General features: G+C 57.6%; 14 protein-coding genes. 6 read left to right on the top strand and 8 right to left on the bottom strand.

Annotation, left to right across the window (positions count from 1 at the left end):
- Positions 1–28 precede the first annotated feature (28 nt).
- The 6 genes from HUV30_RS00875 to HUV30_RS00850 all read left to right on the top strand — a co-directional run bounded on the left by HUV30_RS00875 (position 29) and on the right by HUV30_RS00850 (position 6,085).
- A complete protein-coding gene (locus tag HUV30_RS00875) occupies positions 29–994 on the top strand; it encodes a YIP1 family protein (protein WP_205245181.1) in 966 nt (321 codons plus the stop codon).
- Positions 995–1,043: 49 nt separating this feature from the next.
- Positions 1,044–1,844, top strand: coding sequence for a hypothetical protein (locus tag HUV30_RS00870; RefSeq protein ID WP_174403511.1), 801 nt, complete (start codon positions 1,044–1,046; stop codon positions 1,842–1,844).
- Positions 1,845–2,049: 205 nt separating this feature from the next.
- Positions 2,050–2,913 carry a YIP1 family protein gene (locus HUV30_RS00865; RefSeq protein ID WP_174403930.1) on the top strand — a complete coding sequence of 288 codons (864 nt, stop codon included), beginning with the start codon at positions 2,050–2,052 and terminating at the stop codon, positions 2,911–2,913.
- Between the two features lie 126 nt (positions 2,914–3,039).
- On the top strand, positions 3,040–4,596 hold the full coding sequence (locus HUV30_RS18325; RefSeq protein WP_243452026.1) for a YIP1 family protein: 1,557 nt from the start codon (positions 3,040–3,042) through the stop codon (positions 4,594–4,596).
- A 38-nt stretch (positions 4,597–4,634) separates the two neighbouring features.
- The gene (locus tag HUV30_RS00855) at positions 4,635–4,970 is read left to right on the top strand and encodes a hypothetical protein (protein ID WP_174403510.1); all 336 of its coding nucleotides are present in this window, start codon (positions 4,635–4,637) and stop codon (positions 4,968–4,970) included.
- Positions 4,971–5,422: 452 nt separating this feature from the next.
- Positions 5,423–6,085, top strand: coding sequence for a hypothetical protein (locus HUV30_RS00850; protein WP_174403509.1), 663 nt, complete (start codon positions 5,423–5,425; stop codon positions 6,083–6,085).
- A 60-nt stretch (positions 6,086–6,145) separates the two neighbouring features.
- Here the strand turns inward: HUV30_RS00850 and fliS are convergent, their stop codons facing one another.
- From fliS to uppS, 8 genes are all read right to left on the bottom strand, one after another.
- On the bottom strand, positions 6,146–6,925 hold the full coding sequence (gene fliS / locus HUV30_RS00845; protein ID WP_174403508.1) for a flagellar export chaperone FliS: 780 nt from the start codon (positions 6,923–6,925) through the stop codon (positions 6,146–6,148).
- A 9-nt stretch (positions 6,926–6,934) separates the two neighbouring features.
- A complete protein-coding gene (fliD, locus tag HUV30_RS00840) occupies positions 6,935–8,674 on the bottom strand; it encodes a flagellar filament capping protein FliD (protein WP_243452046.1) in 1,740 nt (579 codons plus the stop codon).
- 255 nt (positions 8,675–8,929) lie between these two features.
- Positions 8,930–9,691, bottom strand: a complete 762-nt coding sequence (gene tsaB, locus HUV30_RS00835) for a tRNA (adenosine(37)-N6)-threonylcarbamoyltransferase complex dimerization subunit type 1 TsaB (RefSeq protein ID WP_174403506.1) — start codon at positions 9,689–9,691, stop codon at positions 8,930–8,932.
- Entirely contained in the window at positions 9,675–10,733 is a 1,059-nt protein-coding gene (gene rseP / locus HUV30_RS00830; protein WP_174403505.1) for an RIP metalloprotease RseP, read from the bottom strand. The genes tsaB and rseP overlap by 17 nt, the downstream gene beginning before the upstream one ends.
- Positions 10,734–10,764: 31 nt before the next feature.
- Positions 10,765–11,967 carry a 1-deoxy-D-xylulose-5-phosphate reductoisomerase gene (gene dxr / locus HUV30_RS00825; RefSeq protein ID WP_174403504.1) on the bottom strand — a complete coding sequence of 401 codons (1,203 nt, stop codon included), beginning with the start codon at positions 11,965–11,967 and terminating at the stop codon, positions 10,765–10,767.
- Positions 11,964–13,454 (bottom strand): pyridoxal phosphate-dependent decarboxylase family protein, encoded by a 1,491-nt coding sequence (locus HUV30_RS00820; protein ID WP_174403503.1) that lies wholly within the window; start codon positions 13,452–13,454, stop codon positions 11,964–11,966. Before HUV30_RS00820 ends, dxr begins: the two co-directional genes overlap by 4 nt.
- Positions 13,455–13,474: 20 nt before the next feature.
- Positions 13,475–14,278, bottom strand: a complete 804-nt coding sequence (locus HUV30_RS00815; RefSeq protein ID WP_174403502.1) for a phosphatidate cytidylyltransferase — start codon at positions 14,276–14,278, stop codon at positions 13,475–13,477.
- Entirely contained in the window at positions 14,275–15,015 is a 741-nt protein-coding gene (uppS, locus tag HUV30_RS00810) for an undecaprenyl pyrophosphate synthase (RefSeq protein ID WP_276512303.1), read from the bottom strand. The genes HUV30_RS00815 and uppS overlap by 4 nt, the downstream gene beginning before the upstream one ends.
- Positions 15,016–15,172 lie beyond the last annotated feature (157 nt).

The raw sequence follows: 15,172 nt of genomic DNA, 5'->3' as shown, positions 1-15,172 counted from the left end.
GAAGCTTGTTTGCCCGCAGTGTCAATATATGAAGGAACTGGATGATGCCGTCGTTCCGGCGGAAATGGTCTATGCCACCTGTCCCAACTGCCGCCACCGGTTCCGGTTTCGTGGCGAGGAGCCGCAGTTCGGTCTGGAAGCGGAAGATGACAGCACTTTTGCCCCCTCTGTTGACGAGGGTGCCATATCGCATGACGGTCAAAATCTGATGCGTGGTGCGGAAGATGGCACGCATCGGGAGGGCGGGGAAATGGCCCATGGCACTTCCGGCGCAACGGGAGCCTCCGGCATGGCTTCTGAGCGGGCCCCTGTACAGGGAGCAGGGCAGGAGACTGGGCAGGCTGCGGCTTTCTCAGCCGGACACGGTGAAGCTGTTGACCCTGCCGTTGCCAATATCCCCTGGGTATACAGAGGGCAGGTGGGCTGGCTGGCGGCTTTTCTCGCCACCACGCGGGCAGTTCTGATGACCCCCGCCGTGTTTTTCGCCCATGCCGGTACTGAATGGCGCAAGGCCGGTGTTTTTCCTTTCTATATCATCTGTACCGTTTTCGGGCTGCTGATGGGACAGATCTGGGCATGGGCAATAACAACTTTTCTGTCTGACATCCTTTCTGCCGAGACAATGGCCGTGGCAGGCGGTGGCTTCATGGGCTGGGGAATGGCGCTCGGCATGGCGGCGGTGACCGCAGTGCTGTCTCCGCTGTTCCTGCTGATCACTGCCGGAGTGCTGCATGCCTGTCTGCGGATTACTGGTGCCGGGCGTAACGGCTTTGGCGCAACCGCCATGGTGTGCGGTTTCGGCGTCTGTACCTACGTGCTGTATCTTGTGCCGTTCATCGGCCAGTTTCTTGCCGGTTTGTGGGGATTGTTTGTTCTGCTTGTGGGGTTGCGTCATGCGCACGGGGCGCCCATGTGGAAGGTGGTGCTGGCGGTCTTTCTGCCTGTGCTGATTCTGCTGGTGCTTGCGCTGGTCGTGGGCGGAATGCCTCACTAGTTTTTTGCAAATCTTCCATATTTGATGCGAGTGCAACCGGACGAGGGACATGTCTGATACTGATACGACGGAAACCGGCAAGGAACGATTTGCCGGTTTCGATTTCGATGAAGGGCAAGGGCCGCGCAGTGCCGCGCAGTCACCGGATGGCGCACAGTCACCCGATAGCGCGCAGTTACCCGATGATGGGGTACTGAACGGCAAAGGCGGGGAACCGCAGGCAGCAGGGCCCGGCAGCAGTCCGGCGGACGACCGGCTTTCGGTGCGGTCCGTGGCAGCAAGCATCTGGAACGTGCTGTTCCGGCAGCAGAATATTTTCGGCCACCCGTTCGAGAGCAGGTGGGACAGGCGCGCTCTGGCGTTTTCGATGATTGTCACAGCCCTTATCCCGCTTCTGCAGCAGGCTATGCTGTATGTTCTGTTGCCCGTGTTGGACGTGGTGCTCCCTGATTCCATCCCCATGATCGCCGTGGCTGATTACCTGCCCCAGCGCCTTTCACTGATGGGGCTTGTGCGCGATGCGTTTGTCTTTCCGCTGCTCATTCCCGTACCTCTCGCTATATATGCGGCCATGTTGCACGGCCTGCTCAGGCTGGCCCAGTCCGGAGAACGCGGCTATGCTGTCACGTTCCAGACGGTCTGTTACGCGCAGGCATGCTGGCTGCTTTCCATAATGCCCGGCAGCGGTGGCTATGTGGCCATTCTCTGGTGGCTGGGTGTGCTGGCGGCGGGGCTGCATTACGGGCACGGTTCTCCCTGGCACAGGGTGCTGCCGGTGCTGGCTTTGCATGTGTCTGCAGCAGCATGGCTTGTTTCCATGGCCAACGGCTGGGTGCTTTCTCCGTTCTGATCCTCCCCATTCTTTCATTCTGCGGTATTCCTCATCTGGACATTTGCCGAGCAGCCGTTTTTTCCGTACAAGTCGGGAGCTGTCGCTTTCCGATAGTTTGTCGCTGTTTGCCAAAGCTTGAAAAATGGCGAATGCGGCCGTTTATCACGCATGCAGGCGAAGTTTCGCCGGGGTGCAGTGTATGCTGACAAAATAAGGATTCTGCATGGAAATTCGTTGTCCCCAGTGTGGATATGGTAAAGAGGTGGATGAGGCTGCTCTCACCCCCTCGGTAACATTTGCAACCTGCCCCGAGTGCGGGCACAGGTTCCGTTTCCGCGATGCAGTGCCTGAAAACGAGCCGGATTTCACACTTGATTCCGGACAGGAAGAACCTGCCCGCGATTCTGCAGTGGTTGAAGAGGATCACCCGCATCCCACCTCACACACCGCGCCGGAAGAAGGTCCCATGCCTTCCTGGGGGCAACCTAAAAAGGCCGAAGCCGAGATTTGGGCCTATGCCCGCGAGGTGGGCGTGGTGGCCGCACTTATTGCGAATACCCGCCATATTCTCCAGCGGCCGCAGGGCTTTTTCGCCACCATGAGCCGCGAGGTCTCTTTTCTTGTCCCCCTGAGCTATTATCTCATAATATCGCTGGTGGGCATCGGTCTGGAAACTTTCTGGCAGACGGCCGTGGGCAATCCCATTCTTCCCGAAGCATTTTCCGGTGCCGTAAGTTCCCCCGGCGAGATGATTCAGCTTGTCATGTTCAGCCCTGTGGTGCTGATGCTGTATCTGTATGCGCTTTCCGGCATACTGCATCTCGGCCTTGTGTTGACGGGCGCTGCCAAGGGCGGAGTGCGAACGACCATGCGTGTTGTCTGTTATTCGAGTGCAGCGGATATGCTGAGCATTATCCCCGTGGTGGGATCGCTGCTGGGCGGGCTGCTGCGTCTGTGGATAATAGTAGTCGGGCTCAGAACCGTACACGGCACCACAACGGCGCGGGTGTTGCCCTCTGTCGGGCTGCTGTTTCTCTCCCTGCTGGTCATCGTGGCGCTGACAATGCGCGACCTTGGTATGCTGTAGGCTGCTTGAGGATTTCTATTGCATTGATTTTAAATATTTTTATAATGAATGCAGTTTCCGGCTATCACTCTTGATTTGCCAATTTGCCGGTCGTACAATGGGTTATATTTTCTAAAGGGATAGTTCATGCTCATACGTTGCCCTGAATGTCTGTTCGAACGTCAGGTGGATCTTTCAAAGATTCCGCCCACCGCCCAGCTTGCGACCTGCCCCAAGTGCCGCTTCAAATTTCGGTTCCGCGAATATGTCGTGGATATTCCTGACGTTGTATCTCCTGTGGAGAGTATGGAAGTTCAGGATTCTCCCTATGTGCATCCGGCCTTGAGAGACGGAGACGAACAGGCGGCCCACGGGCATCATGCCTCGCCGGAACCGGAAGCCGGAAGCGCAGACGCCGCGGGCAGGGACGCTGCCTATGCGGAAGACGTTGCTTCTGCGTATGGCGAGCGTGAAACTGCTCCGGAAGTTGCCCCTGATGCGCAGCCTGAAACGGATTATGCTCATGAAGGGCCAGATGCGCATGCTGCCGCTGCAGAAGTGGAATATGTGGTGCGTCGTTCCGCCGTATCGCCCGTATCTCCGACTGCAGAATCCTATATTGACGCAGATGCCTCTGGTATGGATTCTGATGCTGACCCTGCTGCTGATTCTGACGCGCGCGATGGCTCTGTGCTGCATGATGCGCCTGCAGGTGATGACGCAGAAGATGACGTTGCCGGTACGGATATGGAACAGGCTGCCTATGCCGCCCGTACCGTTCAGGACGATGAATACGACGCTGCCGCCGCGTACGACGAGGAAACCGTCTATACGGTCATCAGGCCGCACGGCGGTGCTGAAATGCGGCAGTATGACGAGCCCGGGGCAGATGATGCTCCCGAGACACCGGAGGATGCGCATGAGCCGGTTGCCGCCGCGCCCGCGTCGTCCAAACCCCACAGACATCTCGGAACCATCAGTGATTTCGAAGATCATGGGGGCAAAGGTGACATTTGGGACGCCATTGCCGCCATGGGCGACGGTGATCATTCCGGTGTAAGTGCTTTCATCCGCCATTCCTCCGTGGAAATGCAGATACCCTGGGAAAACAGAGGTAAGCTCGGCCTGTTTGCCGCGTGGCGTAAGACACTCGGTCTGGCATTGTTTTCTCCTTCCAGCTTTTTCGGCTGCATTCAGGGCGCGGGCGGCTTTGCTGCTCCTTTCCTGTTCTTCCTGTTTATAGCGCTTCTCTCTGTGGGGCTGGAAACCGGTTCCCTGTCCCTTCTCCACAGCCTGTGGGGTGACTCCCTTGCTGCGGCCGGTATTGCCCTGCCTGCCGTATCCGCAGAAGGTCTGTCTCTGGGGAGTATGGCTCTCGGTCTGCTCGGATATGCCTTCGGCAGGCTCATGATAATGAGCATTGTCTGCCATCTGCTTCTCCGTCTTGTGTTCTCGCGGTGCAAATCCTTTGCAACCACATTCCGTGTCATGGTGTACAGCAGCGCTGCCGGTCTTCTGGGCGTGCTGCCTCTGGCAGGCTTCGCGGGGGCACAGCTTTGGTTTCTGATTCTTGCCATTGTGGGACTGCGGCAGGCGCATGAAGCGGACTGGAAGCAGGCTATACTGGCGGTACTGCCCGTATTTGTGCTTATTCTCGTTGCTGTGTTCTGGTTTGTGGGTGTAGGATCTGGAACGGCGGTCTAGGGGAGAATAAGGGCTACCGATAAAAGCCGGAGCTATGCATGCTGGGATGGCTGAAACGCATTGCGGAAGATATTCGCGACAGGGTGCGGTACTCGAAGAAAATCTCGCCTGAGGGGATTCGCGTGCTTGCCGTGGAGCTGCAGGAGCTGGCAGGGGTTGCGGAGCGCGTATATCCGGATGTGCCGGATCGCACTGCCCGTATCCAGCGTATCCGCAGTGAGGTGGGGCAGCTCATAGACCTGACGGAGCGTATGGAATTTCATCGCCTCTCCGCCCAGCGGCGGCTTGAATTGCACCATTCCCTTGAGCGCTCCCGCGCCCAACTGCTCGATTCCATGCAGAGCGTGCCTGCGCCTACAGACCGTATACAGTAATTTCCTCACTCTTTTGCGGACGGCGCATGCTCAGATCACCCATGGTGCATACGGCTAATTATGCCGACAGGCAGCGTCCAGGCATGTGCTCCGTGCTGCCAGAATCTGGGCTAGCGTCATTTGCAGTTGCCTGCCGTTAACGGCCCGCCAGCGTGTTCCTGTCTGTATCTCCTTCCTGAATGCTGTTGTCCTGTTGCCTGCCCGGATCAGACGGGGAGTCGTCTTACGAATTCTTGATGAATTCTTGGACTCTTTTGGCTGCTGGCAGGCACTGATTTTGCAAATTGCATAACGTCACGTATCGGCGCGATGCAACCATGACGCAACAAACAAGAAGGTCTGTCATTATGCGGTATCTGCAACAGTTCGTATACATTGCCTTTTTTATATACATGCTCATGATCTCCGCCTGCTCCGGCGCACGGTCGGGGGACGGGGGTGAGGGCGGTTTCATGGACTCTGTCAAAGAGTCGGCGTCTCATATTGCGCCCGATGGCTATTCATCATCCCTGACGTCCACCTCGCAGATAGTGTGGGACCAGTGGGTGCGCAAAGGCGCCGTGCAGGTATACGTGCATCCGAAAGAAGAACCTGTGGTGGAACCCACCGCGCTGTTTTTCCCCTTCATGCCCAAAGTTGATATTCCGCAGGGGCAGCACATAAGCCGGGAACTTTCCCGTCTTGTGTGGCAGTCGTGGGTGGCGGACGAGGTATTTCCTGTTATCGAGTTTGCTGACTATGTGGAGTATTACACGCCCCAGCGGGCCATAGCGCTTGCCAGACAGCGGGGTGCCGACCTTGCCATAGGCGGCTACATAACCAATTATATGGCCGGTGGTTCAGTCAGCGATACCTATGTGGCCATGCAGCTGGAAGTGTATGACACAGTGACAGGGGCGCTGGTGTGGTCCATGGCGCATGCCGGCATGATGCAGAGCGAGCAGACCCGCGACTATATCATTTTTTCTGCCCGCACCCGCCTGCCTTCAGACCCTACGGGAGCCATAATGCAGGCACTGTCGCGCGACATGGGCAAACCGATTCTGGCCTGGACCGAACCGTTGCGCAGGGCTGAAAAGGAAGCGGAAGCTACAGGTGGCGACAAGGCCTTCTAGGCTGAGCGGATATGCTGCAAAAAGAGAGCGGGAGGCTTTGGGGCCTCCCGCTTTTTTGTTTTATGGATTGTTGTGTGCTGCAATCTTCCGGTACATGGCGGCACCTGAAAGCCGTTTGCCGGAAAAGTCCAGCGGCTTGCTGTCCGTGGAATCCGGCTGCGCCTGCTGCGGCGCGGTGACATCAGGCTCGGCAGGCGCTGTGGTCTGCACCGGCTGGCCCTGAGCAGGCGGGGTGGCCTGCTGGGACTGGGCCGGTTTTGCATATCCGCCTGTCGGGGCGCCCGGCCGTATACCTGATTCCTGAGCAGGAGCCGTGGCAGCCTGTGCCTGCATGGCAAAGGCGTTTGCCTTGGGCATGGGGCCCTTGGCTCCGCCAAAAGCTGCCGGTTTGGGGATGCCGCCCATGGGATTATGCGTCACATTGGTCTGCCCCGTCTGCACCGGAGTGGTCATTGCGGCTGCAGCGGCTGCCTCGGGAGTATCAATGATCTGCGCATAGGCACTGCGCAGTCCAGACAGAATCTTGATGACCTCGTCAATGTAGCCGATATCCATTTTCAGGTTGGCATTGAGCAGACGGGTAGAGCAGTAGAAATACAGCTTATGCAGGTTCTCCGCCAGTTCTCCGCCTTTTTCTGCATTCAGGCTGCTGTCCAGTTCATTGATAACATCAAGGGCTTTAGAGATGAGTATACCCTTCTGGGCATAATCCCGTTCCTCGATCTTGACCTTGGACTGATTGAGAAACTTGATGCAGCCGTCATAGAGCATCAGGAGCAGCTTACCCTGTGAGGTGGTCGCTACCTGTGTCTGAAAGTAAGCCTTGGCTGCTTTCTGCATGGAATTCTCCTACTTCTGGGTCAGCTGGGATACCTGCTTGCTCAGGGATTCCATCTGGCCGTTGTATTTCGTGAGCGTCGCTTCGAGTCGGGCAAATCTGAGCCGGATGGAGCGTTCCCACCGGATGATGCGGTCAGATTCGCGTTCTATCTTCTTATCGATCTCATCCATGATATCTTCATAGTTCTTCTCAATAATTTTCAACGTTCCGTCGGAACTGAGAACATCCTTGAGAATGTCGTCCATCTGACCGGCTTTGCCCTGCTTGAGGCGGACCGTATCAGAGTAGCTGCCCGCAACAAGGTTGTTTACCTGTATGACAAGGCCGCGTGAGTCGCCTGTGAGAGAGGATATCTGGTGCGTGTTCTGGTCAATGCTGGCATTCTGTCCGCCAATCTTGGCGTTAATGATTTTGCCCGTGGCGTCAACATCATAGGTGACATCATAGATACCGGGTTTGGTGATTCCCTTGATCTGCGAGTAGTAGGAGAAGTGCTGGGAATCAGATGTGCCTATGCCGTCTGCTGCAAAAAGTTCGGCAACGGCCGTGGGGTCTTTGGCAAGTGCCTTGTCCAGCTTCTCCATGTCGATGCGGAGCAGACCGTTATCCTTGTCGCTCTGGTCCGCCACGGTCAGGATGCCTATGTGTGCCAGCGTAGAGTAATAATCGCCTTCTCCGCCGTTTGCATCAGAATAGTAGTCAAAGCCGTCGCCTCTTCCGGAAACGGCCAGCTTCAGACGGGAAGAGAGTAACTGCACACCGTAGTTACCGGTAAGTACCGACCCCTTTTCCGCATCGAATTGTGACGTTCCCTTATTCGGGTCCGAGGCCTCTTTGTTGGCACTAACCTTTGTCAACTCGATCATCTTGGTGCGGACGGCGTTCATGCCGTCTACGAAATCCTGGATGTTCTGTTTGATCTTCTCAGTGTCGGTTGCAACGGTAATTTGGGTGGTTCCAACGTCTTTGAGGGTTAGAGTCAATCCCTCAATAGCCTCCGAGACTGTGTTCGACTCGGATTGAATGAAGCTGAGTTCAGGCTGGTCAAGATTCAGAGGCGGCCAGTCATTTATCCGGAAGAAAGCGTTTTGCGCTGTCTGCCTGTTCCAATCTGTCCCGCTACCGTTGGGTGCCGGCAGATTGGAGAGGTTGGTTCCGGCATCAATGGTCATTTCATTGGCCGCGCCCAAGTCCATTCCGCGAATCTGCAAGTTGTATACGTTGCCATTCTTTACAAGGCCCGCCTTAACCCCAGGGTTGTTGGGATCGCTATTAATGATATTGACCAACCCTTCAACGGTGGTGTCGGGACCGACCGAGAGTGTCCGCTGTGTACCCTTGTAAGTGTACTGAAATGTCTGGTTGGTGCCAGAAGTGTTAACCTTGGATGTTTTGTCGGCAAATCCGGAGTTGTAGGTCCACATGGCATTGCGGGCAAGCTGGCCGACAGAGATCTTATATACGCCTTCTGTGGCTTTGGCATCCGTGGTGGCAGTGGCAACGGTGTCAAAGGAACTGGTAGCGGATTTTGCAAGAAATTCAGACATGGTATCCATTTTCTGGACCACACTCTGAAAGTTCTGAATCTCTGTGTTGATGGTGCCAAATGCATCGACACGCTTTTGCCAGTCGCCCTTCCAAAGCTTCATGCGATTTACCTGGATGGACTCAACTTTTTTCAGCTGAGTGATCATCGTGTCAAAATCGCTACCGGATGCGAGACCGGAGAAGTGTATGCCGCCAGACATTAATTCAGCCATAGGATACCTCGGGCAGTTTTTTCCCAGATAAAATATTCCAACCCGAGAGATGCAAGGCCGATGCCAGCGTATGGCTGGAATCACCCTGTTTCAGGATCGAAGCGGGGAAGGTTGTCTGCCTCACAATATATATCGGACAGGGTGACGGTATCTTTAGCCGGAACGGCGAATAGGTGGGCTTTGCATAAAAAAATGCCCCGCTCTTATTCTGAAAGCGGGGCAGAATTTTTGGCGTGTGTGCTGTTACGCTGTCGTCAGTTTTGCCAGCGTGGCGCGGGCTTCTTCAGGATTCAAGCCTTTTGCGGCTGCTATGCTGTCCAGATTTTCTTCCGCATCGCAGGGGCGGATATAGAGCGGATCAACAGGGTCGGTTGAATAGTCTACTGTCTGTGCCAGCGCCAGCAGGGTCTCGGGGGCCGGATGATCAAAGCGTTCCGGCAGCACGAGGGCCTGTGGCAGCGCCTCGGCAAAGAAATCGAGATTCTTGCGTATACCCGTTCCCAGCAGTACGGGACAGGGGCCGCTGGCGGCAATGCGCGCTGCGGCATCTTCCAGTGTTGCGGAGTCCGGCTGGCAGAGCGTTCCGGGCGCACCTGCGGTGTTGCAGAAGCCCTGCAGGTGTACAATGCCCCGGCGTGCATGGGTGACTGTCCAGACAGGTCTTTCGCCTGCCAGTGCCAGCGGGTCTGCGGCAAGGGCGTCCATGTACCCGATGCCGCCCATGGTCATGTTCAGCGGGCGTGCCATGCCCAGCGCCGTTGAGAGGACGAGCCGCAGTCCGGTGAAAGAGCCCGGGCCGCGGACAATGGCTATGCGGCCCACCTGACGCAGAGACAGCCCCATGCGGGCAAGTCCTTCCATAAGGGCTGGCACAAGCACCTGCATGCCGTGTCGCGGCGTGAACCATTCCTGCGAAAACAGCAGTTCGCTTCCGTTGCCACAGAGAATCTGCAGGCGGGCTTCTGCTCCGTTCAGGATAAGGGTGAGGCTAGAGTCTGCGTACATCGTTGAACGTGGCCCAGATCATGAGGGTTATGAGCAGCAGAATGCCGATACGCGAGGCAATGTCCATGACGCGGGGCGGCACGGGCCTGCGGATGACGGTTTCTATGAGCAGCATGACAAGGTGTCCGCCGTCGAGCACGGGAACGGGCAGCAGGTTCAGCAGGCCAAGGTTGACGCTGATGAGTGCCGCCAGAGCCAGAACTGCGGCAACGCCGTGCTCGGTCTGCTGGCTGACCATCTGGGCGATCATGATGGGACCGCCCACGTTGTCCATGGGAATGACGCGCTGAATGATCTTGGCAAAGCCCTGCGCGGTGATGACAATCATATCCCACGTCTGTTCAAGACCGGCCACGGCAGCAGAGCCGCCATTGAGCGGGACCGAAATGGTTTTGCCGGAAGCGGCTATACCGATGAGGAAGCTCTCTTCCTCTTCTCCGAAAATATTCTTGCGGGTAAGGCGCTCAGGCACAACATCAAAGCTCAGCACCTGCCCCTGCCGGTCCACCGTGACGGTGATTTCGCTCCCGCCGCTCTTGCCTATGGTATCCGCAACGTCGTTCCAGTACTTGATGGGGGTTCCGGCGATATCCAGAACCGAGTCACCGGCAAGAAGGCCGACGCTCGCTGCAGGTGTGCCCGCGCGTACGTCGCCAATTTCCGGTGCCATGAACATCTGCCCGCTGTTCCAGAACAAGCCCCAGTAGATGAAGAAGGCCAGAATAAGGTTGGCAATGGGGCCTGCCACAATGACGCACATGCGGTGCCATGTGGGGCGTTTGATGAAGCTTTCGGCGTCGGTGAAGCCGCCGGTAAGATCATTCTCGTCGTTTTCGCCTGCGAGCGAGACATATCCGCCCAGCGGTACGGCGGAAAGGCGGTATTCGGTCTTGCCGTACTGCTTTTTGAGAATGACAGGTCCGAAACCAAGTGAAAAGGCCCGTACGCCAATGCCGAACAGGCGGGCGACGGCAAAATGGCCGAGTTCATGAAAAAATATCAGTCCGCCAAGGACAAGGATAATGGCTATGGCGCTGGTCATGGTTGTTCTTTGCTCCGTGCTGGGGGTGAGATCAGGTCGCCCATTCGCGCACGCGTGCGCGGGTAGCAGCGTCTAGCGCTTCGATATCGTCAAGGGATTCAGGTTGCGAACCGTCATGGGTACGCATGGCCCGTTCTATAAGCTCGGGAATGGTGGCGAAGCCTATGCGGTCGTGCAGAAAGCTCTCCACGGCCACTTCGTTTGCGGCGTTAAGTACTACAGGCAGTCCATTGCCCCCCCGCAGAGACTCACGCGCAAGCTCCAGACATGGAAAGGAGGATATATCCGGTTCTTCAAAGGTCAAGGGGCCGCACTTCACAAGGTCCAGCGGACGGACCCCGGTATTCAGGAGTTTCGGCCATCCCATACAGTAGCCGATGGCAATGCGCATATCCGGCGGGCCCATGTGGGCTATCTGCGAACAGTCGGAATATTCCACCAGAGAATGGATAATGGACTGGGGGTGAACGACCACATCTATCCTGTCGAGCGCAAGTCCATACAGGTGATGCGCTTCAATGACCTCAAGCCCTTTGTTCATGAGCGTTGCAGAATCTATGGAAATCTTTGCGCCCATGGACCAGTTTGGATGGGCAAGCGCCTGCGCCCGCGTGACTGAGCCGAGAAATTCCCGGTCCCTGCCGCGGAAAGGGCCGCCCGAGGCCGTGAGGATTATGCGGCGGACATCTGCGCCGTCATGACCACACAGCGCCTGAAATATGGCGTTGTGTTCAGAATCCACAGGCAGGATGGAGGCACCTGACGTGCGGCAGACTTCCCGTATGAGGTCGCCAGCCAGAACAAGTGATTCCTTGTTGGCAAGGGCAATGACCTTGCCTGCCTTTGCAGCAGCAAAGGTGGCCCGCAGGCCGGCAGCGCCAACCTGTGCGGACAGAACAGTTGTGGCTTCATCCAACGTGGCGAGCCGCGCGTAACCGTCCGGCCCGTGCAGAATGGTAGGGGTGTAGCCCGCAGGCAGCGCAGCCTTGAGATTTTGCGCCGCGGCAGCATCCAGCACGGCAAGATAGGGGGGGCGCCATTCTCCCGCCTGACGGGCGAGCAGTTCCACATTGCGGGCACCGGCAAGGCCGATCACCCTGAACATGTGCGGCTGTTCGCGAAGTACCTGCAGGGCGCTTGTGCCTATGGAGCCGGTTGACCCCAGAATGACCACGGGGCGGGGAAATGCATCAGCCCACGCGGCGTCCGGCAGGGGAGATATGTAATTGATCATGTGCGGGAACCTTCTGCAGTGCCCTGTGCCTGACGGGGGCCGTTGGCGGAAAGGCGCAGGCCGATCTCGGTCATCACGTCGAAGAGCAGGCGGATGTCGTCTTCGGTGGTGCGATGGTTGGCAATGCACAGGCGAACAGCGGCCTTGCCGCCGATGCGCGCAGGGGTGAGAAAGCCCTTTCCGCTACGCTCCAGTTCCGCAAGCAGGTCAATGTGCAGCTGGTCCAGTTCTTCCTGCGTCCAACGTTCATGCCCTTCGGGAACGAAGCGGGCGCAGGCGATGGAAAGGTCGGCAGGTGCGGCCGGAGTCCAGTTGGGAGAGGCAGCGGCAAGTGTCAGGAAGAGCTGTGCCATGGCGCAGTTTCTGTCCACAATGGCGGCAAGCCGGTCCAGTCCGTAGGTGCGGAACGAGAACCACAGCTTGAGCGCGCGCCCCTGCCGTGAAAGCTGGAAATTGGTGTTCTTCAGATCCCAGTCCGATTCCTGCCCGAGATAGGCAGCCTTGGCCCTGAACGTGGCTTTCTGCTGAGCGCTGCTCTTGAAGAGTGTGATGCCGCATTCCAGCGGTACGAAGAACCACTTGTGCGGGTCAACGCAGACGGAATCTGCGCGATTGATGCCGTGCAGTTTGGGCCGGTGCGTTTCGGAAAGCAGGGCGGCGCCGCCGTAGGCCGCATCAACGTGCAGCCACAGGCCCTGATCTTCGCAGAAGTCGGCAAGATCGTTGAGCGGATCGATGGCACCCGTGGAAACAGAACCCGCCTGCGCCACAACGCAGAAGGGATGGAAGCCGGCCTTGTGGTCTGCCTCAACGGCTTCGCGCAGGGCATCCACCCGCATGCGGAAATTTTCGTCCGAAGGAATGCTGCGGACGTGGTCGTGTCCAATACCCAGCAGCATTGCCGAGCGCGAAATGGACATGTGTCCCTGATCGGATACGTACAGGGTGATGGGCTTTTCAATGCCCTGCAGGCCTTTTTCCGCCACGTTGGGTACGTGGGCCTGTCGGGCAACGGTAATGCCCATGAGGTTGGCCACGGTTCCGCCGGAAACGAGCGTGCCGCCCCAGCCCTCGCCGTAGCCGAAGATTTCGGAAAACCACGTGAGTACGATGTTCTCAAGCGCCGTAGCCGCAGGCCCGCCCTTGAAGGACAGGGGAGCCTGATTGAATCCCACGCTGAGCAGCTCGCCTATGGTTCCGGCGGGCGAGGGGCTTGTGGTTATCCACGCCAGAAAGCGGGGGTGGCCGATGCGGGTATTCACGGGCGGGAAGGAGGCGACAACCTCATCCAGCACCTGATCGGGATCGTTTCCCTGATACGGCAGTTCCGAGGGGAACGAGGCGCGTACCTTTTCAAAGCTGGTCTGCGCGACCACAGGGTCGGTCCGCACGGTGCGGATGTGGTCGCCTATGATCTGCATGACGCGGTCCAGATGGTCGTCCAGCCGCTCAAGGTCGAGTGTATAGTCCGTAGACTGGGAGGTCATGTGGTTAGCTCTCCGATAACCTAGAAGAAGGTGTATACGGCACGGGCCAGCGCATAGGCTGGCAGGGCGAGCAGAATGGAATCGATCCGGTCAAGGATGCCGCCATGACCGGGCAGGAGCGTGCCGGAATCCTTGACCCCGAGGGTCCGCTTGAGAGCGGACTCGAAAAAGTCACCGCACTGCGAGGCAATGTTCAGGAACAGGCCGAGCATCAGCCATGCCCACCACGGCGCGGAGCCGGAAGCAAGACCTATGGCGAGACAGACTATCATGCAGAGTGTCATGCCGCCGAGTGAACCTTCCCACGTTTTCTTGGGGCTCACGGTAGGCCATATTTTGTGCTTGCCGAACTTGCAGCCGGTATAAAAGCCGCCGATGTCCGAGGCGAAACAGGCCAGCAGGACGAGGGCCGCTTCCACTGGCGTGAGGCGCAGGGCTATCTGTATGACCAGCGGCAGGTACAGAATACCCGCCGTGAGGATGTTGGCTTCTTCAAAGCGGACCGAGTGGTCCTCGCCCATGCCGTAGCGGACCAGAAAGCCGATGGCTCCCATCCAGAACGCGCCGGTAATACAGGCCAGCATGGTGTACTGGCTGTCTATGTGCGCCCCGTAGAGAACTCCGGCACCGAGAAGGCAGCCGAGCAGCTTGTAGACGAGGTTGCGTCTGCCGGGCCAGAACATGGAGTAGAACTCATACTGACCGGCAGCGGCAACGATCAGGGTTGCCGCAAAAAGAGCCCGCCCGCCGAGCAGCAGGGAAATGATGAGAAAGGGAAGGACGACGAGGGAGGTTATCCAGCGTTGTTTATGTGAGTCGGTCATGCCTTGATCTGGTCTCCGGTCTTGCCGAACCGTCTTTCGCGGTTGGCGTATGCACAGAGCGCGGAGCGAAACTCCTCCACGCTGAAATCTGGCCAGTAGGTCGTGGTGAAATGGAACTCGCTGTATGCATGCTGATACAGCAGAAAGTTGGAGAGGCGTTCTTCGCCGCTGGTGCGTATCATGAGGTCCGGATCGGGCTGGCCTGCGGAATACAGGTGGTCCGAGATGGTTGCCTCGTCGATCTCATCGGGGGAAATGCCTTTGGCAACTATGGCTTTCACGGCCCGCACTATCTCGCCCCGCCCGGAATAGTTCAAGGCAAGGTTCAGCGTCATGGCCGTGTTGGCTGCGGTTTTTTTTATGGCGTGCTGCAGGGCAGTGCGGGCAGGGAGCGGCAGATCCTTCAGTTCACCCAGAATCTGCAGGCGGATGTTCTGTTCCATGAGTTCCGGCAGTTCCCTTTTCAGGAACGAAACAAGCAACTCGAACAGAAAGCCCACTTCGTGCTTGGGGCGCGCCCAGTTCTCGCTCGAAAACGTATAGAGGGTAAGGTGGCGGATGCCCAGAGCCCTGGCCTCACGGACGATTGTGCGGACGGTTTCCGTTCCGGCGCGGTGTCCTTCCGTTCTTTCAAGCCCCCGGGCTTTTGCCCAACGCCCGTTGCCATCCATGATAATGGATACATGGGCGGGCAGGTCTTCTGGGGCGACCCAATCGGGCCGGTTGTCCGTACTCAACTGCAACCTCTTGATATCGTGGTGTAAATTGTAATTTGCGAACTTGAGATGATAGTTCCTTTACTGCAGGGCGTCAAGGCAGAACAAGCCCTGCGGGGCAAAGGTGCAGAGTCGCAGTCAATGCAGCGGGGGAAAAGGCGGGCTGACTAATGAAGAA

The sequence above is a fragment of the Desulfovibrio subterraneus genome, assembly GCF_013340285.1.
In the GTDB taxonomy this organism is placed as follows: Bacteria; Desulfobacterota; Desulfovibrionia; order Desulfovibrionales; family Desulfovibrionaceae; genus Halodesulfovibrio; species Halodesulfovibrio subterraneus.
Note: the sequence above shows the minus strand (reverse complement) of the source record. Positions and strands in the feature narration are given on the sequence as shown.